This window comes from Mitsuaria sp. BK041 (assembly GCF_014193085.1).
Taxonomy (GTDB): Bacteria; Pseudomonadota; Gammaproteobacteria; order Burkholderiales; family Burkholderiaceae_C; genus Roseateles.
The window spans coordinates 853,575-871,870 of sequence record NZ_JACHYT010000001.1; the positions used below are offsets into that span (position 1 = coordinate 853,575).

At 67.7% G+C, this 18,296-nt stretch carries 17 protein-coding genes; 15 read left to right on the plus strand and 2 right to left on the minus strand.

What is annotated here, in order from left to right; translation table 11 throughout:
• Positions 1 to 5: 5 nt before the first annotated feature.
• The 13 genes from FHT38_RS03685 to FHT38_RS03745 all read left to right on the plus strand — a co-directional run bounded on the left by FHT38_RS03685 (position 6) and on the right by FHT38_RS03745 (position 13,670).
• Positions 6 to 1,622: an ABC transporter ATP-binding protein gene (locus FHT38_RS03685; RefSeq protein WP_183490006.1), complete on the plus strand. Its 1,617-nt coding sequence runs from the start codon at positions 6 to 8 to the stop codon at positions 1,620 to 1,622.
• Positions 1,609 to 2,700: an ABC transporter permease gene (locus tag FHT38_RS03690; protein WP_183490010.1), complete on the plus strand. Its 1,092-nt coding sequence runs from the start codon at positions 1,609 to 1,611 to the stop codon at positions 2,698 to 2,700. Before FHT38_RS03685 ends, FHT38_RS03690 begins: the two co-directional genes overlap by 14 nt.
• Positions 2,700 to 3,620 carry an ABC transporter permease gene (locus tag FHT38_RS03695; RefSeq protein WP_147240219.1) on the plus strand — a complete coding sequence of 307 codons (921 nt, stop codon included), beginning with the start codon at positions 2,700 to 2,702 and terminating at the stop codon, positions 3,618 to 3,620. The genes FHT38_RS03690 and FHT38_RS03695 overlap by 1 nt, the downstream gene beginning before the upstream one ends.
• Positions 3,621 to 3,682: 62 nt before the next feature.
• Entirely contained in the window at positions 3,683 to 4,855 is a 1,173-nt protein-coding gene (locus FHT38_RS03700; protein ID WP_183490013.1) for a BMP family ABC transporter substrate-binding protein, read from the plus strand.
• 266 nt (positions 4,856 to 5,121) lie between these two features.
• Positions 5,122 to 5,559: a nuclear transport factor 2 family protein gene (locus FHT38_RS03705; protein ID WP_183490016.1), complete on the plus strand. Its 438-nt coding sequence runs from the start codon at positions 5,122 to 5,124 to the stop codon at positions 5,557 to 5,559.
• Between the two features lie 126 nt (positions 5,560 to 5,685).
• A complete protein-coding gene (locus FHT38_RS03710; RefSeq protein WP_310737343.1) occupies positions 5,686 to 6,192 on the plus strand; it encodes an RNA polymerase sigma factor in 507 nt (168 codons plus the stop codon).
• A 10-nt stretch (positions 6,193 to 6,202) separates the two neighbouring features.
• The gene (locus FHT38_RS03715) at positions 6,203 to 7,057 is read left to right on the plus strand and encodes an anti-sigma factor (protein ID WP_183490019.1); all 855 of its coding nucleotides are present in this window, start codon (positions 6,203 to 6,205) and stop codon (positions 7,055 to 7,057) included.
• A 130-nt stretch (positions 7,058 to 7,187) separates the two neighbouring features.
• On the plus strand, positions 7,188 to 8,555 hold the full coding sequence (locus FHT38_RS03720) for a YncE family protein (RefSeq protein WP_183490022.1): 1,368 nt from the start codon (positions 7,188 to 7,190) through the stop codon (positions 8,553 to 8,555).
• Positions 8,552 to 9,058: a DUF305 domain-containing protein gene (locus FHT38_RS03725; RefSeq protein WP_183490026.1), complete on the plus strand. Its 507-nt coding sequence runs from the start codon at positions 8,552 to 8,554 to the stop codon at positions 9,056 to 9,058. The genes FHT38_RS03720 and FHT38_RS03725 overlap by 4 nt, the downstream gene beginning before the upstream one ends.
• 147 nt (positions 9,059 to 9,205) lie before the next feature.
• Positions 9,206 to 10,216: an alpha/beta hydrolase gene (locus tag FHT38_RS03730; RefSeq protein WP_183490029.1), complete on the plus strand. Its 1,011-nt coding sequence runs from the start codon at positions 9,206 to 9,208 to the stop codon at positions 10,214 to 10,216.
• 51 nt (positions 10,217 to 10,267) lie between these two features.
• Positions 10,268 to 11,065 (plus strand): response regulator transcription factor, encoded by a 798-nt coding sequence (locus FHT38_RS03735; protein ID WP_183490032.1) that lies wholly within the window; start codon positions 10,268 to 10,270, stop codon positions 11,063 to 11,065.
• A 51-nt stretch (positions 11,066 to 11,116) separates the two neighbouring features.
• Complete coding sequence (locus FHT38_RS03740) at positions 11,117 to 13,075, plus strand: S9 family peptidase (protein WP_255488595.1); 1,959 nt, start codon at positions 11,117 to 11,119, stop codon at positions 13,073 to 13,075.
• Positions 13,076 to 13,268: 193 nt separating this feature from the next.
• Positions 13,269 to 13,670, plus strand: coding sequence for a cold-shock protein (locus FHT38_RS03745; RefSeq protein ID WP_147240216.1), 402 nt, complete (start codon positions 13,269 to 13,271; stop codon positions 13,668 to 13,670).
• 103 nt (positions 13,671 to 13,773) lie between these two features.
• Here FHT38_RS03745 and FHT38_RS03750 read toward each other — a convergent pair whose 3' ends face one another.
• A complete protein-coding gene (locus tag FHT38_RS03750) occupies positions 13,774 to 16,131 on the minus strand; it encodes a TonB-dependent siderophore receptor (protein WP_183490035.1) in 2,358 nt (785 codons plus the stop codon).
• Between the two features lie 312 nt (positions 16,132 to 16,443).
• Between FHT38_RS03750 and FHT38_RS03755 the strand changes: the two genes are divergently transcribed.
• Together FHT38_RS03755 and FHT38_RS03760 are read left to right on the plus strand one after the other, a co-directional pair.
• Positions 16,444 to 16,644, plus strand: a complete 201-nt coding sequence (locus tag FHT38_RS03755; RefSeq protein WP_183490037.1) for a hypothetical protein — start codon at positions 16,444 to 16,446, stop codon at positions 16,642 to 16,644.
• Complete coding sequence (locus FHT38_RS03760) at positions 16,629 to 16,898, plus strand: hypothetical protein (RefSeq protein WP_183490039.1); 270 nt, start codon at positions 16,629 to 16,631, stop codon at positions 16,896 to 16,898. Before FHT38_RS03755 ends, FHT38_RS03760 begins: the two co-directional genes overlap by 16 nt.
• A gap of 254 nt (positions 16,899 to 17,152) precedes the next feature.
• Here the strand turns inward: FHT38_RS03760 and FHT38_RS03765 are convergent, their stop codons facing one another.
• Positions 17,153 to 18,202 (minus strand): LacI family DNA-binding transcriptional regulator, encoded by a 1,050-nt coding sequence (locus FHT38_RS03765; RefSeq protein ID WP_183490041.1) that lies wholly within the window; start codon positions 18,200 to 18,202, stop codon positions 17,153 to 17,155.
• Positions 18,203 to 18,296 lie beyond the last annotated feature (94 nt).

An 18,296-nucleotide genomic window follows, 5' to 3' on the forward strand; every position in this document is an offset into this window, starting at 1 on the left:
TCCCCATGACATCGCCACGCCTGGAACTCCGCCGCATCAGCAAGCAGTACCCCGGCGTGAAGGCCAACGACGCGGTGTCGCTGTCGGTGGCGCCGGGCGAGATCCACGCGGTGCTCGGCGAGAACGGCGCCGGCAAGTCCACCCTGATGAAGATCATCGCCGGCGCGGTGCAGGCCGACGCCGGCGAACTGCTGTGGGACGGTGCCCCGCGGGCGCCGCGTTCGCCGGCGCAGGCGCGGGCGCTGGGCATCAGCATGGTCTACCAGCACTTCTCGCTGTTCGATTCGCTGACCGCGGCGCAGAACATCTGGCTCGGACTCGACAAGGCGATGACGCTGGACGCGGTCCGCGCCCGCGTGCGCACGCTCTCGGCCGAGTACGGCCTGCCGCTCGATCCGGAGCGCCCGGTGCATGCGCTGTCGGTGGGCGAGCGCCAGCGGGTCGAGATCCTGCGCGCGCTGATGACCGCGCCGCGGCTGCTGATCCTGGACGAGCCGACCTCGGTGCTGACGCCGCAGGCGGTGGAGGCGCTGTTCGTCACGCTGCGCCGGCTCGCCGACCAGGGCTGCGCGATCCTCTACATCAGCCACAAGCTCGACGAGATCCGCGCGCTGTGCCATCGCTGCACGGTGCTGCGCGTGGGCCGGGTGACGGGCGAGGTCGATCCGCGCCAGGAGAGCAACGCCAGCCTCTCGCGGCTGATGATCGGCGCGGAGCCGCCCCGGCTCGCCGCGCGTGCCGTGCGCGAGCACGCGCCGGCGCGATTGCGGGTGAGCGGCCTGAGCCTGGCGCCGGAGACGCCGCATGGCACGGCGCTCGCGGACATCGCGCTGGCGCTGCGCCGCGGCGAGATCCTCGGCCTGGCCGGGGTGTCGGGCAACGGGCAGCAGGAACTGCTGCGGGTGCTGTCCGGCGAGGACCGCCGCGCTGAGCGCGGCGTCGTCACCTGGATCGCGGATGACCCGTCGACTGACCCATCGAATGACGCTTCGAATGACCCGTCGAACTCGCGGGCCGCGGCTGGCACCGTGAACCGCACCATCGATCTCGGACCGCTCGGGCCGGCCAAGCGCCGTGCGCTCGGGCTGCACCACGTGCCGGAGGAGCGGCTCGGACGCGGCGCGGTGCCCTCGATGTCGCTGGCGCAGAACACGCTGCTGACGCGACGCGAGCCGGTGGGACGGCTCGGTCATGTGTCGACGGCCAAAGCCGCGGCGCTGGCGCGGCGTCTGATCGAGCGCTTCGGCGTGCGCGCTGCCGGGCCGCAGGCCGCGGCGCGCAGCCTGTCCGGCGGCAACCTGCAGAAGTTCATCATGGGTCGCGAGATCGACGCGGCGCCGAAGGCCCTGGTGGTCGCGCAGCCGACCTGGGGCGTGGACGTCGGCGCCGCGGCGCAGATCCGCGCGGAACTGCTCGCGCTGCGCGACGCCGGCTGCGCGCTGCTGGTGGTCAGCGAGGAACTGGACGAGCTCTTCGAGCTCAGCGACCGGCTGGTGGTGATGGCGCGCGGGCGCTTGTCGCCGGCGATCCCCGTCGGACAGGCCAGCGTCGCGCAGATCGGGCAGTGGATGAGCGGGCTGTGGGACGCGGCCGCGGGGGAGGGCGCGCATGCTGAAGCTTGAACCTCGCCCGCAGCCGTCGGCGGCGATGTCGCTGGCGTCGCCGCTGATCGCGCTGGCGCTGACGACGCTGATCGGCGTGGCGATCTTCGTGGCGCTGGGCAAGGACCCGCTGCAGGGCCTGCGCATGTTCTTCTGGGAGCCGCTGCGCAATGGCTACGCGCTCGGGGAACTGGGGCTGAAGGCGACGCCGCTGGTGCTGATCGCGCTGGGGCTGGCGGTGGCCTTCCGCGCCAACGTCTGGAACATCGGCGCGGAGGGCCAGTTCGTCGCCGGCGCGTTGGCCGCCGGCTGGGTCGCGATGCAGGCTGACGCCGGCAGCACGAAGCTGATCGTCCTGCCCATCCTGCTCGCTGGCGTCCTCGGCGGCGTGGCCTGGGCCGCGATCACCGCGGCGCTGCGCGACCGTTTCCATGCCAACGAGATCCTCGTCAGCCTGATGCTGGTCTATGTCGCGGAGCTGCTGCTGCAGTACCTCGTCTACGGGCCGTGGAAGGACCCGGCGGGCTACAACTTTCCGCAGACCATCACCTTCCTGCCGGCGACGCAGCTGCCCAAGCTGTTCACCGGCACGCGGCTGCACATCGGCGTGTGGATCGCGCTGGCGGCGGTGATCGGCTGCTGGTGGCTGCTGATGCGCTCGATGGCGGGCTTCGCGCTGCAGACGGGCGGCATCGCGCCGATGGCGGCGCGCTACGCGGGCTTCTCGTCGCGTGCGGCGCTGTGGGGCGCGATGACGCTGTCGGGCGGCCTGGCGGGCCTGGCCGGCGCGCTCGAGACGGCCGGCCCGCTCGGCCAGCTCACGCCCTACGTGCCGGTGGGCTACGGCTTCGCGGCCATCATCGTGGCCTTCGTCGGACGGCTGCATCCCGTCGGTATCGTGCTCTCGGGAATCCTGATGAGCATGTTCTACATCGGCGGCGAGCTGGCGCAGTCGCGGCTCGGACTGCCGAAGGCGATCACCGGCGTGTTCCAAGGCTTGCTGCTGTTCTGCCTGCTGGCCTGCGACACGCTGATCAACTACCGCGTGCGGCGCGTCGCGGGGCTCGGCGTCCGCGGCGTCGACAAGGAGCAACGCTGATGGATGCCTGGGCCCTGCTGATCGCCGCGACGCTGAACGCGGGCACGCTGGTGGCGCTCGCGGCGTTAGGGCTGCTGATCAACGAGCGCGCTGGCGTCGTGAACCTCGGCGCCGAGGGCATGATGCTGGTCGCCGCGATCGCCGGCTTCGCGGCGGCGGTGCACAGCGGCAGCGACCTGGTGGGCTTCCTGGCCGGGATCGGTGCGGGCGCGCTGATGGCGCTGGTCTTCGGCGCGCTCGCGGTTTACCTCAACACCAACCAGTACGCGACCGGGCTGGCGCTGAGCTTGTTCGGCGCGGGCTTCTCGGCCTTCGTCGGCCAGAACTACGTACAGGCGAAGCTCGGACCGCGGCCCGCGTTCGCGGTGCCGGGCCTGGCCGACATCCCGTTCATCGGGCCGGCGCTCTTCAAGCAGCATCCGCTGGTCTACGGCGCGATCGCGCTGACGGCGCTGCTCGCCTGGGGACTGACGCGCACGCGCGCGGGGCTGGTGCTGCGCGCGGTCGGCGAGTCGCCGGAATCGGCGCATGCGCTGGGCTATCCGGTGCGGCGCATCCGGCTGCTGGCGGTCGTCGCCGGCGGGGCGCTGTGCGGGCTCGCGGGCGCCTACTGCTCGGTGATCTACACGCCGCTGTGGGTCGAAGGGATGATCGCCGGCAAGGGCTGGATCGCGCTGGCGCTGACCAGCTTCGCCACCTGGCGACCGGCGCGCGTGCTGCTCGGCGCCTACCTGTTCGGCGGCGTCACCATGCTGCAGTTCCACCTGCAGGGGCAGGGCGTGCAGGTGGCCAGCCAGTTCCTGAGCATGCTGCCCTACCTGGCCACCATCGTGGTGCTGGTGCTGATCTCGCGCAACGAGGGCTTCATCCGCGCCAACATGCCGGCCTCGCTGGGGCGGCCGTTCCATCCCGGCGGATAGCCGCGCGCGGCGCCGCGATCCCCCGCTTTCCGCTTTCCGATCACGACTTCGCTGGAGAACCCATGTCCGTCCGATATCCGCGTCCGATGCTCCGCCGTTCCCTGCTGATCGCCGCGTCGGCGGCCGCCGCGCTCGCGCTGGCCGCGTGCGGCAAGAAGGACGACGCGCCCGCCGGCGCCGCGTCCACGCCGCAGGCGGGCGGCGCCGCGTCCGGCGCCGCGCCGCTCAAGGTCGCCTTCGCCTACGTCGGCCCGGTGGGCGACGGCGGCTGGACCTTTGCCCACGACAACGCCCGCAAGAAGCTCGAGCAGACCTTCGGGTCCCGCATCCAGACCAGCTTCGTCGAGAAGGTGCCCGAGGCGGCCGATGCCGAGCGGGTCTTCCGCGACCTGGTCCAGCAGGGCAACACCCTGGTCTTCGGCACGACCTTCGGCTACATGGAGCCGATGATGAAGGTGGCGGCGGACAGCCCGCAGGTGAAGTTCGAGCATGCAACCGGCTACAAGCAGGCGGCCAACCTGCGCAGCTACGACGCGCGGACCTACGAGGGTGCGTACATGGCGGGTGTCGTCGCCGGCGCGATGACGAAGACCGGCACGCTCGGCGTCGTCGGCTCCATCCCCATCCCCGAGGTGATCCGCAACATCAACAGCTTCACGCTGGGCGCGCAGAGCAGCAACCCGAAGGTGACGGTCAAGGTCGTCTGGGTCAACGAGTGGTTCAACCCGCCCCAGGAGACCAACGCCGCCCAGACGCTGATCAACGCCGGCGCCGACGTGCTGATGCAGAACACGGATTCGAGCGCGGTGCTGCAGACGGCCGAGAAGAATGGCAAGTACGCCTTCGGTTGGGACTCGGACATGAGTTCGTACGGGCCCAAGGCGCACCTGGGCTCGGCGGTGATCGACTGGTCGCCGTACTACATCGCCAGCGTCCAGGCGGCGCTGGACGGCAGCTGGAGCGCCGGTCCGGGCAAGCACAGCTGGTGGGGTGTCAAGGAAGGCGCGATCGACCTGGTGGCGCTGAACGCCGCGGTGCCGGCGCAGGTGAAGGCCAGGCTCGATCAGGTCAAGGCGGGGCTCAAGGACGGGAGCTTCGTGATCTGGAAGGGGCCGATCGCGGGGCAGGACGGCAAGGAGGTCCTCGCCAAGGACGCGGTCGCGGACGACAGGTTCCTGCAGAACATCAAGTTCTATGTGAAGGGCGTGGAGGGGCAGTTGCCGGCGGGCAAGTGAGGGGGCCGGGCGGGCAATTGAGCAGGGGGCGGCCCGCGTTCTCCGATTCGTTGCCGCGGGGCGCGTCGGCGGGTGACGCGCCCGCCCCGGTCCCGTTGAATGGCGAGTTTGCTCATCTGGCTGGCTCGCTCCGCTTGCAGCCGCGAAGCGCGCAGCCGTACAGAAGCGAATTTTCTCGGGATTAGTGGAATAGACGGCGGATTCGGCCCGTCTATCAAGTACAGGCCAGGTCGGTCATCGGCGCCTGCAACTCTTCTGGAAACCACATGCTCAAGGTTTGCGTTCTCCCATTCGTCACCGCAGTCATTGCCCTCGGGGCCACGCCGGCTTTCGCCGGTCCGACGGATGATGCCCGGGTCCATTTCCAGGCGATCGCCGGCGGCGACCTCTCGATCGTGATGCGTGGCTACGCTGACAACGCGCGACTTGAGTGGGTCGGGGGCCCGCTAGACGGTACCTATGCCGGTCCGGACTCCATTCGCGGGGTTTGGAGCAAATTCACCGGATCCCAGGGCGCCCTGAAACTGACGGTGGACAAGATCGAGGAGTCGATCAACCCGAAGGGCTCGACCGTGTTCGCGAACGTGCAGTTCGAGGGCAAGGCGCCGATCAAGGTGCGCTATGCCCTGACGTTCCGTGAAGGCAAGATCGTCAGCGAGACCTGGCAAGTCGATCCCAAGCTCAGCTTCGCGGCCGCCTATTGATCTATCAGAGGAATCCGCAAGCCGTCATGGGCGAGATGTTCCGCCCGGCGGTAGCGTCGCTCGGGGCAGCGGCGCCAGCGCGTTCCTAACTGGCCAACGGAGCCCTGGTTCTTTCGGATTGCGCCTGTGCATGCCAACGACTCATCCCTGCTGATCTGGATCCCGCGCCTGCGTCGATACGCACGGTCGCTGGTCCGGGATCGCGAAGACGCGGACGACCTGGTGCAGGACACGCTGGAGCGCGCCTGGGCCAAGTCGTCGCTCTGGCACAGCGTGGCCGACATGCGTGCCTGGCTCTTCAGCATCATGCACAACATGCATGTGGATGGGGCGCGCCGCCCGAAAGTCACAACGGTCCTCCTGGACGACGACACGCCGGAGATCCCTGTCGCACCTGTGCAGAGCGAGCGTTTGGTGGTTATGGACCTGCAGACTGCAATTGATCAACTGCCCATGGAGCAGAAGCAGGTCATCCTGCTCATCGCGCTCGAGGAGATGACCTACGCGGATATCGCCAAGACGCTAGGGATTCCCATTGGTACCGTCATGTCGCGCTTGTCGCGCGGACGAGAACGGCTGCGAGCTCTGATGGAGGGGCGCGAGGCGCCCCTCCAACTCAAGGTCGTCAAGTGAAGGTCCAGTCATGAGTGCTTCCACCCCCATCACTGAAGCCGATCTCCACGCCTGGGTCGATGGTGAACTCGCCCTGGAGCGTGCACGTGAGATCGAGGCCTATCTGGCGTCGCACCCAGGCGAGGCCGCCCGGGTAGAGGCATGGCGTAGCCAGAAGCAGGAGTTGCGGGCCTTGTTCGATCCCGTACAGGATGAACCCATTCCGCAAAGGCTCATTGCCTCCGCGCGCCGGCGCAGGCCCTGGTATCTGCTGCAACTCGCCGCGGGCCTCATGATCGCCCTCATCGGCGGGGCCATTGGTTGGGGCGTACGGGATGGAATGACCGGCGAAACATCGCCATTGGAGCAAGTCGCGCGCATGTCCGATGGCGCCGAGAGGCCTCCCGTGTCGGCCTTTGCCCAACGCGCGGCTGTGGCACATGCCGTGTACTCGATGGATCAGCGACGCCCGGTCGAATTGGATGCGGCGCATGAGGATCAATTGGTGGCGTGGCTGTCCAAACGCATGGGGACCAAGCTGCGGCCACCGCACCTGCAGGCACTGGGGTATGAACTCATCGGGGGCCGCTTGTTGCCCGGCGGCACCGGGCCGGTGGCGCAGTTCATGTACAGCGACGACTTCGGAAACAGGTTGACGCTCTACGTCTGCGACGAGGCGAATGATCGCGACGCACCGACTTCAGCCTCTCAACCAGCCAGCAGGAATGTCTCCTTCCGCTTCGCGCAGGAAGGGGCGGTGAACGTCTTCTACTGGATAGATGGCCCATTCGGTTATGCGATCTCGTCCCAGGCCGATCGGGCTGAACTGAAGCGCATCTCTGGCGAGGTGTACAGGCAGTTGGCGGGCACCGAGTCCAGCGGATAGCGCCCGCGCCGCGCCCCGGGCGGAACCAAGGCGTCCTGCCGCCGTCCTGAAACACCCAAATCCCGACTTCTTCCTGGCTGAACGACCTCGGCCATGGAGTAGTCCGCCCGCGACCCCCTCAAGGAACACGATGACACAGGACCGACGAGTCTTCCTCAAGACCACCCTCGCAGCAGGCGCCGCCGCCGCGCTCCCCGGCGCGATGGCGCAGCACGTGCCGGCATCAGGTGGCATTGACGAGCGTGATCGGGTCTTCATCACCAATGAAGACTCGAACACTCTGGTGGTGATCGACCCACGGCGCAACGCGGTGGAGACGACGATCAATCTGACGAGCTTCGACGAGGATCCCCGACCGCCGTTCCGCTACGTCACGGCCGGGGTCGCACCGACGCATGCGGCAATGATCCACAAGCCGCTCTATCACGGCTGCATCGACGCACACGGTGCGGTGCCGTCGCCCGATGGCACGCTGCTGGCCACGAGTGGACGGGGATCCAGCAACATCTATCTCATCGACGCGGTCAACAGGCGCGTGATCGGAAACACGCCGAATCCTCTCGCTGGCGAGAGCACCGCCGGCGAACGGCTCTCCAGTGGAATTCTTCTCGGCCGCGAACCCCATGAGCCGACGTTCACCCGCAACGGCAAGGAGTTGTGGGTCACGCTTCGCGGTGAGGCTCGTATCGCCATCCTCGACGTCGCAAGAGCATTGCGGTACCTCCGTGGAGAGGATGTCTCTCCGGTACTGCGGCATTTGCCCACGGTGAGCGGTCCTGCTCAGGTGTGGTTCAACCGGGAAGGCACCGTGGCGTTTGTCGCCAGCCAGAAGGTCGCTCGCCTGGACGTGTTCCGGGTCAATCCCGGCGCCGATGGTCACTCGCGCCCTGAACGAATGGTCACGCTCGACGTGTCGACGCAGGACAAGCCTGGCTTCACGCCATTCATGAAGACGACCTCCGACGGGGATGAGGTCTGGTTCTCGCACAAGCTGGCTGACGCGGTCTCCTGCCGCTCCACGCGCGGCAGCTTCGAGCTCCTCGACAGCGTGCCGCTTGGCACGGGCGCCCGTCCGAATCATGTGGAGTTCGTCGCCAATGCGCGAGGCAGCGTCACCTACGTCAGCTTGGCGCGTGTCGATGACAACGGCCCCGGCGGCGTCTCCTCCAGCCAGATTGCAATCATCGATCGGGGTGCCGCGCCCGGGGAGCGACGCATGGTGGGCAGTTTCTTCAGTCGTGGCCGGGAGGCTCATGGACTGTGGACCAATCCTGAGAACACGCTGCTGTACGTCGCCCACGAGCAGGACGAAACGCCCGGCACCCCCAACGCGGGTCAGACCGTCTGCAGCGCCTTCGATGTCAGCGATCCACTGCGGCCGAGCTTCATTGCACAAATCCCGCTTGGCGACCTGAACCTGCCTTCCGGGCCTCTTCGCAACAAGAAGAGCATCAACCTGGTCTATGTACGGCCTGGCACGAAGGGGCAGACGGCATGAACCTGCCGGGCCGGCCAACGTCGACAGCAGCGATCAACGACGAGTCGTCCCCGACGCCGCGGCCAATCACTCGCAGACAGATCGTCTTCCTGCCGCCAGCGCTCGGCGCGATCGCGGCGGAAGCCGCGACCGCAGTGACTGTGGGCGGCGATACGCACGGCCATCATCAAGGAGCACTCCCACCGGCCGTGTCCGACTTTCAAGGCGAGATGAACACCGGCATGGCCGCAATGATGAGCGCCATGCACGCTCCGGGTTACAGCGGCGACGCAGACATCGACTTCCTGGCCATGATGGTGCCGCATCACCAAGGCGCCGTGGATATGGCGCGTCTCGTGCTTCAGCACGGTCGGGATCCGGTGACCCGACAACTTGCGGAAGAAATCATCGCCGGGCAAACGGTCGAGATCGAGAGCATGAAGCGTCGCTTGGCGCTGCTTCGCAAAGAGGTTTGTACACAGGCGCCGGAGTTCCCGTCGCTCGGAGGCACCCGGGGGCCCTGAAGGTCGACGGGCCGGTCCATGGGCTTCGCCTGTCTGGACGTATTCAGTTTCCGCGCTCGTTGTGCCAACGAATGGAACGGCGCGTTGTCAGATGCGCACGCGCAGTGTCTGGTGTCTCTCTCAAAGTCGCGAGCAAACGAAAGCAACATGAAGAAGATTCTGAACATCTCTGCGGCGGTGGCCGCGGTCAGCACCGCCACCGCCATGGCCGCAGGAAGTCCGGGCGTGGAACAGAACACCCAGGCCTTCCTCGAGGCGCTCGCCAAGGGCGGTGGTCAACCGCTGGAAACGATGACGCCGGCGGATGCCCGACAGGTACTGGTCGGCGCACAGGCGGGGGCCCAACTCCCTCCGGCCGAGGTCAGCGAGAAGACCATCATGGTCGACGGCAAGCCGATCAAGCTCGACATCGTTCGCCCGGTCGGCGCCAAGGGAAAGCTGCCGGTGTTCATCTTCGTGCACGGTGGCGGCTGGATCCTGGGCGACTTCCCCACCCATGAGCGCTTTGTCCGCGACCTCGTGGTCGACACCGGCTTCGCCGCGGTCTTCGTGAACTACACGCCGTCGCCTGAAGCCCGCTATCCCGTGGCGATCAAGGAGATCTATGGCGCAACCCAATGGGTGGCCCAACACGGCGGCGAGATCAATGTCGATGGCACGCGTCTGGCGGTCGTCGGGAACAGCGTAGGCGGCAACATGGCCGCCGTGACGGCATTGATGGCCAAGGCCAAGGGCGGGCCGGCGATCAAGTCGCAGGTGTTGTTCTGGCCCGTGACCAATGCCAATTTCGAGAACGCCTCCTATGACGAGTTCGAAACAGGCCATTTCCTGACCCGATCGATGATGAAGTGGTTCTGGGATGCGTACACGACAAAGCCGGAGGAACGGCAACAGATCTTCGCCTCGCCCTTGCAGGCCACCCCCGACCAGCTCAAGGGCCTGCCGCCTGCGCTCATCATCACCGCGGAGAAGGACGTGCTGCGCGACGAGGGCGAAGCCTATGGACGCAAGCTCGATGCGGCCGGTGTGCCGGTCGTGACGATTCGCTACAACGGCATGATTCACGACTTCGGATTGCTCAATGCGCTGGCCACGCTGCCGGCGACGCGTGCCGCGCTTCATCAGGCCAGCGAAGAGTTGAAAGCCCGCCTGAAATGACGTGATCGGCGGGGAGGCGTTTCCGCACTCCCCGCAGCCGCTCCCCGCTCCATGATTCACCGCCTGCTCATCGTCACGGCCGACCCTGCCGTTTCGGACCTCCTGCACCGTTGCCTGAGCGTCATGGGCGTCATGGTCCATATCGTCTGCTGTGGCGAAGAGGGCTTGCGCCTGGCCATGGAGCAGGAATGGAGCCTGGTGTTTCTGGATTCGTTGCTGCCTTCGCTGGGCGGTCTGGATCTGTGCCGCATGCTGCGTGGCAAGGGAAGCCATGTCCCCATCATGATGCTGTCCGACTTCGCCAGCAGCAAGGACAAGGCCAAGGGCATCCGCCTTGGCGCCGACGACTACATGGCCAAGCCGCTTGATCCGGCGGAACTGAGGGCTCGGGCCGAAGCGCTGCTCCGGCGCAGCCCTTGGTATCGCCTGCCGGAGACGCGATTGCATGCGGCGGATCTGGTCTTCGATCTGGAGCAGCGACGGGTTCAGCGCGCGGGCCGTGTGATCGACCTCACGGCCAAGGAACTGGCGCTCCTCGAGTTGCTGATGGCCACGCCGGGGCGCGTACTGACTCGCCAACGCATCCTGGCTGCGGTGTGGGGCAATGAGAGTGATCCGATGACCAACATCGTGGACGTCTACCTGCGACGCTTGCGATTGAAGATCGACAAGGGGGCCAGCCGCCCCCTGCTGAGAACGGTTCGCGGCATCGGCTACAGCCTCGATGATGGCGGCGATGCTCGATGTGACGTCACGCCAGTCGCGGCGACGCCTCCAACGGGATCGGCACCACGCCTTGCTCCAGGATGGCTTGGAAGACGCGAAGTGCGAGACCCGGCACCCATTTAAAGTGCGCGGATCCCGCGGGCGTCCCCGGGACCATCAGGAGAGGAGATCCCAATGACGATGAAGCATGCGATCCGGCTGCCGCTGACCGCGCTGTGTCTGGCCACTGCGGCATTCGCCGCGACCGCGGCGCCGCTGGCCACCGACGCGAAGCCCAAGGCCACTGCCGCCGCCAAGGCCACCCAGCCACGCCCCGCCAAGCGCTACACGATCGAGCAGTTCATGGCGACGACCTCGATCAGCGGGGCGTCCTTCTCCCAGGATGAGCGCCGCATCCTGTTCAGCAGCAATGCCAGCGGCATCTTCAACGTCTACAGCATCAGCGTCGACGGCGGCGAGCCGGTGGCGCTGACCGCCTCCAAGACCGACAGCCATTACGCCGTCAGCTACTTCCGCAATGACGACCGGGTGCTCTTCACCCGCGACCAGGGCGGCAACGAGAACAACCACCTGATCGTGCGCGAACTCGACGGCAGCGAGCGCGACCTGACGCCCGGCGACAAGGTCAAGGCCGGCTTCAACGGCTGGAGCCGCGACGGCGATGCCTTCTTCGTCACGACCAACGAGCGCGACGCCCGCTACATCGACGTCTACCGCTACGACGCCAAGACCTATGCGCGCACGCTGGTCTACCGGAACAACGAGGGCAACGCGGTGTTCGGCGTCAGCGGCGACGGCCGCTGGGTGGCGCTGGGCAAGACCAACACCACGGCCGACTCCGACGTCTACCTCTACGACACGCAGTCCAAGGAGACCAAGCACCTCACGCCGCACCAGGGCGTCGCCTCCTTCAGCGTGACCGGCTTCGACCCGGCGTCGACGACCCTGCTGATGCTGTCCAACGAGGGCGCCGAATTCCAGCGCCTGCTGGCCTACGACCTGGCGTCCGGCCAGACGCGCGAGCTCGAGAAGGCCGACTGGGACATCGTCTACAGCAGCTACTCCCGCGACGGGCGCTACCGCGTCACCGGCATCAACAACGATGCCAGCCTGGAACTGCGCATCGTCCAGACCGCCGATGGCCAGCCGGTGACGCTGCCGCGGCTGCCGGGCGGCGAGCTGCGCGGCGTGGCCTTCTCGCGGACCAGCCAGCGCATGGCCTTCTACCTGAACGGCGACCGCTCGCCGAGCAACCTGTATGTCTACGACTTCGGCAGCAAGCAGGTGAAACAGCTGTCGCGCAGCCTGTCCCGGGACATCGATCCGGAAGAGCTGGTGGAGGCGCGCATCGTGCGCTTCCGCTCCTTCGATGGCATGGTGATCCCGTCGGTCTACTACCAGCCCAAGGAGGCTTCCCCGACCCACAAGGTGCCGGCCGTGGTGCTGGTGCACGGCGGCCCGGGCGGGCAGACGACGCGCGGCTACTCGGCGATGGTCCAGTACCTGGTCAACCACGGCTACGCGGTGCTGGGCATCAACAACCGCGGCAGCTCGGGCTACGGCAAGACCTTCTTCACCGCCGACGACGGCAAGCACGGCCGCGAGCCGCTGTGGGACTGCATCGAGGCCAAGACCTACCTCGCCAGCACCGGCGTGATCGATCCCGAGCGCATCGGCATCATGGGCGGCAGCTACGGCGGCTACATGACGCTGGCGGCGATGGCCTTCCGGCCCGAGGCCTTCAAGGTCGGCGTGGACATCTTCGGCGTGTCCAACTGGCTGCGCACGCTGGAGTCCATCCCGCCCTACTGGGAGAGCTTCCGCAAGGCGCTGTACCTGGAGATCGGCGATCCGGTGAAGGACAAGGATTTCCTCGTCGCCACCTCGCCGCTGTTCCGCGCCAAGGAGATCCGCAAGCCGCTGCTGGTGATCCAGGGCAAGAACGATCCGCGGGTGATCAAGCCGGAGAGCGACGAGATCGTCGAGGCCGTCAGGAAGAACGGCGTGCCGGTGGAGTACGTCGTCTTCGACGACGAAGGCCATGGCTTCTCCAAGAAGAAGAACCAGATCGAGGCCAACCAGAAGACGCTGGAGTTCCTCGACAAGTACTTGAAGCCCGGCTTGAAGAACTAAAACCGTGTGAAGTTGCACGGCTTACAGGCTGTTGCCCGGCGCCGTGGCGGCTTGGGCAGCATGCACCCCCAGAAGCCCGGCCCCGTGCCGGGCTCTTTTGTCCGAAGAGAGAGAAGCGCCCGATGGAGGGCGTCCAGCGGACCACAAGTCCGCGACGCGGCGTCGGGCGATCCACAAGACGGGGGAACAAGTCATGCGATTCGAAGGAACCTTGGACAGCTGGTACGCCGAGCGCGGCCACGGTGTGGTGCGGCCCGAGCAGGGCGGCGAGACGCTGTTCGTGCATGTGTCGGCCTTCCCGATGGACGGCCAGCCGCCGCAGGAGGGCGAGCGCATCAGCTTCGAGATTGTGTCCAGGAGTGACGGCAGCAAACAGGCGGTGCGCCTGCAGCGCCTGCAGGCCCACAGGCTGCCCTCGCAACTGCGACCCCGCATGGCCTCCCGCCCGCCGCGTCCGATCGCGCGCCGCCGCACGTCGCCGCTGACCTGGATGGTGCTGGTGCTGCTGGCGCTGGGCGTCGGCGCCACCGTGTGGACGCCGGCCAGCCATGCGCTGGGCGGCGCGAAGGCCCAGAGCGAACCGTCGCGGCGCTGAACCAGTTGACTCCTTGGGGCCGGCAACTGCGGCCCCGTCGCCCTCGCGGAGGCGTGTTGCTCCGCTTTTTGCAGGCTGCCCTCGGGCAGCCTTTTTTGCGTCCTCAGACCTTCAGTTCCAGGCGCACGGTCCAGACGGTGAAGCTGCGGCCGGTGCTCTCGCTCGTGACCAGCCGGCCCGGCGTGACCGCGATGCTGCCGTTGCCGTAGCTGAGCGGCACCAGGTTGCTCGCGGCCAGTCGCAGCGCCACCGCGGACGAGAAGGTCCACAGGGCCGAGACGTCGATGACGCGCTTCTTGTCGATCTCGTTGAGCACCTGGTCGCTCTGCTGCAGCAGCGTGGTCGGCGTGTAGTTGAGCGAGGCGCCCAGTGTCAGCGGCAGCGAGCGCAGCCGGTAGTCGGCGCCCAGGTTGGCGGTGTAGCGGGGCTGCTGGTCCAGCTTGTTGTCGGGACCGCGGATGCCGTCCACCGAGGAGTCGAACAGCGACAGGTTGCTGCGCAGGTTGATCGGCAGCGCGTCGGCGAAGTATTCGTCGAGGCGGAACTTGGCTTCGAGCTCGACGCCGCGGGTGGTGGCGTTGCCGATGTTGCGCGGCCGGATGACCCAGCGCGGCTCGGTGGCGTAGGGCACGGTCTCGAGCTGGGCCTGGGCGCGGATCAGGTCGGTGATGCGGCGATAGAAGAAGTTGACGCTGAGCAGCCCGCCCTTCGAAAGGTATTTCTCGTAACCGATCTCGACGCCGGTCGCCATCTCGGGCTTGAGGTCGGGGTTGCCGAAGCGGTCGGGGTAGTTGATCAGGTTGCTGCCGCAGAGCGTGGCCGGCGGCTGGCAGGTGAACTGGCTGTTGATGCTGAGCCGGCCGATGACGTCGTTGAGGTTGGGCGCCTTGTAGCTGCGGGTCAGGCTGGCGCGGATCTGCTCGCGGCTCTTCTCGTCGATCTTGTAGACGCCGTGCAGCAGCGGGGTGAGCACGCTGGAGGTGTTCTTCACCGGGCCCTGGTTGTTGCTGCTCTCGGTCTGGATGCCTTCCCAGCGCAGGCCGGCGTAGAAGCCCCACTGCTTGCCGACGCTCCACTCGTCCTGCGCATAGGCGGCGAGCCGGCGCGTCGATGCGGAGACGTTCTCGCCGAAGTCGGCGAGGAAGGCGCAGTTGTCGCGGCGCATGGTGCTGCCGTAGACCTCGGTGCAGCCGCGCGTCTGGTCGCGCGTGGTGCCTTCGCCCTCGACGCCGGCGACCAGGCTGTGCTCGTTGTCCATCTGGTGGTTGAGCTTGAGGTTGACGCTCCACTGCGTGTCGCGGCTCTTCGTGGTGTCGTCCTGCGTGCGGAAGAAAAGGCCCGGCGTGGCGTCGAGGTCCTCCTCGCGGTGGGCATCGCCGTCCATCGTCATGCGACCGGCGCCCAGCCGCGTCTCCAGGCGGGTGCGCTCGTCCAGGCGCTTGTTCCACTGCAGGTTCAGCCGGGCCATGGTGGCGCGGTTGCTGCTGTCGCTGGTGTAGCTGTCGTACTTGATGCGCTCGAAGGCGTTCTCGTCCGGCACCGCCGACTGGGTCTGCCGGGCGCTGCTGGCGCCGCGGCCGCGGTTGACCATCACGAAGGGCTGGAGCGCGAGCGTGTCGCCGCCCGCCAGGCGCAGCTGCAGGCGGCCGGTCAGGTTGAGCGACTTGCGCTCGTCGGCGCTCTGCCCGCGGGTCTGCAGCAGGGTCTGGCTCTGGAGCGCGCCGGTGCCGGTGTCGAAGCGGCTGGTCAGCGACTGCGACGCGATGTCGTCGAGCCGCTTGTGCTGCATCGCGTTGACGGTGAGGTTGTAGGCGGTGCCCTGGTCGTCAAGCTTGTCGTTGCGGGTCCAGCTCAGGTGGGGCGTGACGTGGTCGCGCTCGAAGGTGGAGGCCAGGCGCAGTTCGTTGAGGCGGCGCTGCAGGGCCTCGCGCAGGACGACATTGATGGTGCCGGCGATGGCGCGTGCGCCGAACTCGGCGGTGGGCGCGCGCATGACCTCGATGCGTTCGATCTGTTCGGGCGGGAGCTCGTCGAGCGAGAAGCCCGGCGGCATGCGTTCGCCGTTGACCAGGATCTGGGTGTAGCCGCCGCCCATGCCGCGCATGCGGATCTCGCCGCCGCGGCCGGGGCGTCCGCCGGTGGTGACGCCGGGCAGGCGCTTGAGCACCTCGCCGATGGCGGCGTCGCCGTAGCGTTCGATCTCCTCGCGGCCGATGACGATCTTGGAGGCGGTGGCGGCGCGGCGCTGGTCGTCGTCGCGCGAGGTGCCCTGGATCTCGACGCGGTCGAGCTGGGCGGGGTTGTCGGCGGCGTCGCGCCGGGCTGGTGACGGCGCGGGGCGGGTGGCGGGCGGTGTCGCGGCCGGCGCGGGGGAGGGGGCAGTGGCGGGCGCGGTCGCCGGCGGGGCCGGGGGCGTGGGAGGCGCGGATTGGGACCAGGCGGGGGCGCTCAGGCCCAGCATCAAGGCAACGGAGAGTGGACGCGGGGCGGGACGGCGGGAGCTTGTCATCGGGCAGGCCAGTGCGAGGCAAGCGCGGCCGATCTGGCGATGGCTGGGACGGAAGCGCGGGGAATTTGTATGGGAGTCGTCAGCCGGGCCGAGGCGGCCGGTCGCGGAACGGGCCGAAGCATCGCACGGTGTACGTTTCGTGAAGCAGCGCCGCTGCGGACTTTCAAAGTTCTTTACCCAAGGTGATGGGCGGGCGCGACGGCGTTGAGGGAAAACCCGCAGCGGAGGCGGGTCCACGGCGTCGGCGATTCGACAGCCAGGTGGTTGAAGTCCCTGAATGGGGGGCAGACGATCGGCTTGCTACTGGAGTGGGCCATTGGCCCGCTCGCGAGCAAAGGAGAGAGTGGGGGCACGCCCGATCAGGATGGCGGGCGGACGACGATCGATCACGTTGAGATCGTGCGGCTCGACGCCGATGCGGCCCTCTTCCTTTCTTCCATGGAGCAGCAATGCTTGGACTTCTGAATCTCGACAAGGTGAAACGGCTCGGCGCCAAGCGATTTCTCGTCTTGTTCGCGTTGGCCGTGTCGGCGACGTTCTTCGGCCTGTTCGTGGCGATCGGCGTGCTGATCAACGGGGAATACGTGGCGCGAAGGGGCTTCCTGGTGGTCAGCCTCGCGTATGGCTTCCTCATGACGGCCATCTTCGGTTGGGACCTCTGGCGATCGCCGCCGCCCGATCACGGTGATGCCGGCGAGCAGCGTGACGGTCCGACCTGACCAGCGACGGTCTGCGGCGAGTTCCGCGGCGCCCCAATGAAAGAAGCCACCCGTCGGGGTGGCTTCGTTCTGAAGAGGGTATCCGGACGCTGGTGACGGGTTCCAGCTTTCTGCCCTATGTCGCAGTCGGTTGTTTGTCTCGGATGCATGGCATTGTGCCGAGGCTGTGTGACGGCCAGTTGACGAAAAGCGAGGCGACTCCGGGTCAGTTCATCGGCGCGCGTCCGGTGCATGCCGTGACCGATCGCAGCGGCTCAGCAGGCGGGTGCCGTGTCGCCGTGCAGGTGACGGGTGGACTCCCGCACGATCAGGCGCGGCACCGGGGGTTGCACCGAGGAACTGCCATGCCGGAGCAGATCCAGCATCGCGGCGGCGGCGCGCCGACCGAGCTCGGCGATCTGGACATCGATCGTCGTGCGCGGTGGGCTGGCATGGGCGGTGTTCAGCAGGTCGTCGTAGCCGACGAGCGAGACGTCCTCGGGCACGCGGATCCCGCGGCTGTGCAGCACGCGCGCGGCGCCGGCGGCCATCTGGTCGTTCGCCGCGAACACCGCGGTGAAGGTGGTGCCGCGCTCCAGCATGCGCGCCATCGCGGCAGCGCCGCCGGCCTCGAGGTAGTCGCCGTTCGCGATCAAGGCTTCGTCCAGCTCCAGACCGGCCTCGGCGAGCGCCGCCCGGTAGCCCGCCTCGCGCTCCTTCGCGTCCGCATGCGTCGCATCGCCGCCGATGAACGCGATCCGCCGATGGCCGCGTTCGATCAGGTGGGCGGTCGCCGCCTGTGCGCCCGCGGCGTCATCGGTCTTGAGCGCGTGCAGGCCCGGCGCCTGCAGCGCCCGTCCCGTGACCACGACCGGCAACTCGCGCGCGAGCGCCGCCAGGAAGGCGTTGTCCAGGCCGCCCGTCAACACGATGATCCCGTCGACGCGCCGGGAGCGCAGCGAGGCGATGCAGCGTTGTTCCTCTTCCGCCTGCCAGTGGCCGCTCGACACCACCAGTGCGTAGCCTGCAGGCGTCAGCACTTCCTCGATGCCGCGCAGCAGCAGCGCGTAGAACGGGCTTTCGAAATACTGGACGAGCAAGCCCACGTTGAAGGTGCGCCCGTCCGCGAGCGCCCGTGCGATGGTGTTGGGGACGAATCCCAGGGCGGCGATGGCCTGTCGCACGCGCTCGGTCTTGTCGGCGCTGACCTGCGCGCTGCCGCTCAGCACGCGCGACACGGTGCTCGGCGACACACCGCTGGCCGCGGCCACCATGCCCAGCGTCACCTCGCTGGACGTCGATAGGAGAGGCTTCTTTCTCTTCATTGGAAAGCGCTTTCATGGACGCGCCATCCTACTCCTGCGAGCGCCAGGCTGTGGAACGGGCGCCGGGATGGAAGAATGCGGCCCATGCCCGCTC

Coding starts and splice junctions, on each gene's coding strand:
- FHT38_RS03685 (WP_183490006.1), top strand. CDS start 6: ATGACATCGCCACGCCTGGAACTCCGCCGCATCAGCAAGCAGTACCCC.
- FHT38_RS03690 (WP_183490010.1), top strand. CDS start 1,609: ATGCTGAAGCTTGAACCTCGCCCGCAGCCGTCGGCGGCGATGTCGCTG.
- FHT38_RS03695 (WP_147240219.1), top strand. CDS start 2,700: ATGGATGCCTGGGCCCTGCTGATCGCCGCGACGCTGAACGCGGGCACG.
- FHT38_RS03700 (WP_183490013.1), top strand. CDS start 3,683: ATGTCCGTCCGATATCCGCGTCCGATGCTCCGCCGTTCCCTGCTGATC.
- FHT38_RS03705 (WP_183490016.1), top strand. CDS start 5,122: ATGCTCAAGGTTTGCGTTCTCCCATTCGTCACCGCAGTCATTGCCCTC.
- FHT38_RS03715 (WP_183490019.1), top strand. CDS start 6,203: ATGAGTGCTTCCACCCCCATCACTGAAGCCGATCTCCACGCCTGGGTC.
- FHT38_RS03720 (WP_183490022.1), top strand. CDS start 7,188: ATGACACAGGACCGACGAGTCTTCCTCAAGACCACCCTCGCAGCAGGC.
- FHT38_RS03725 (WP_183490026.1), top strand. CDS start 8,552: ATGAACCTGCCGGGCCGGCCAACGTCGACAGCAGCGATCAACGACGAG.
- FHT38_RS03730 (WP_183490029.1), top strand. CDS start 9,206: ATGAAGAAGATTCTGAACATCTCTGCGGCGGTGGCCGCGGTCAGCACC.
- FHT38_RS03735 (WP_183490032.1), top strand. CDS start 10,268: ATGATTCACCGCCTGCTCATCGTCACGGCCGACCCTGCCGTTTCGGAC.
- FHT38_RS03740 (WP_255488595.1), top strand. CDS start 11,117: ATGACGATGAAGCATGCGATCCGGCTGCCGCTGACCGCGCTGTGTCTG.
- FHT38_RS03745 (WP_147240216.1), top strand. CDS start 13,269: ATGCGATTCGAAGGAACCTTGGACAGCTGGTACGCCGAGCGCGGCCAC.
- FHT38_RS03750 (WP_183490035.1), bottom strand. CDS start 16,131: ATGCTGGGCCTGAGCGCCCCCGCCTGGTCCCAATCCGCGCCTCCCACG.
- FHT38_RS03760 (WP_183490039.1), top strand. CDS start 16,629: ATGCTTGGACTTCTGAATCTCGACAAGGTGAAACGGCTCGGCGCCAAG.
- FHT38_RS03765 (WP_183490041.1), bottom strand. CDS start 18,202: ATGAAGAGAAAGAAGCCTCTCCTATCGACGTCCAGCGAGGTGACGCTG.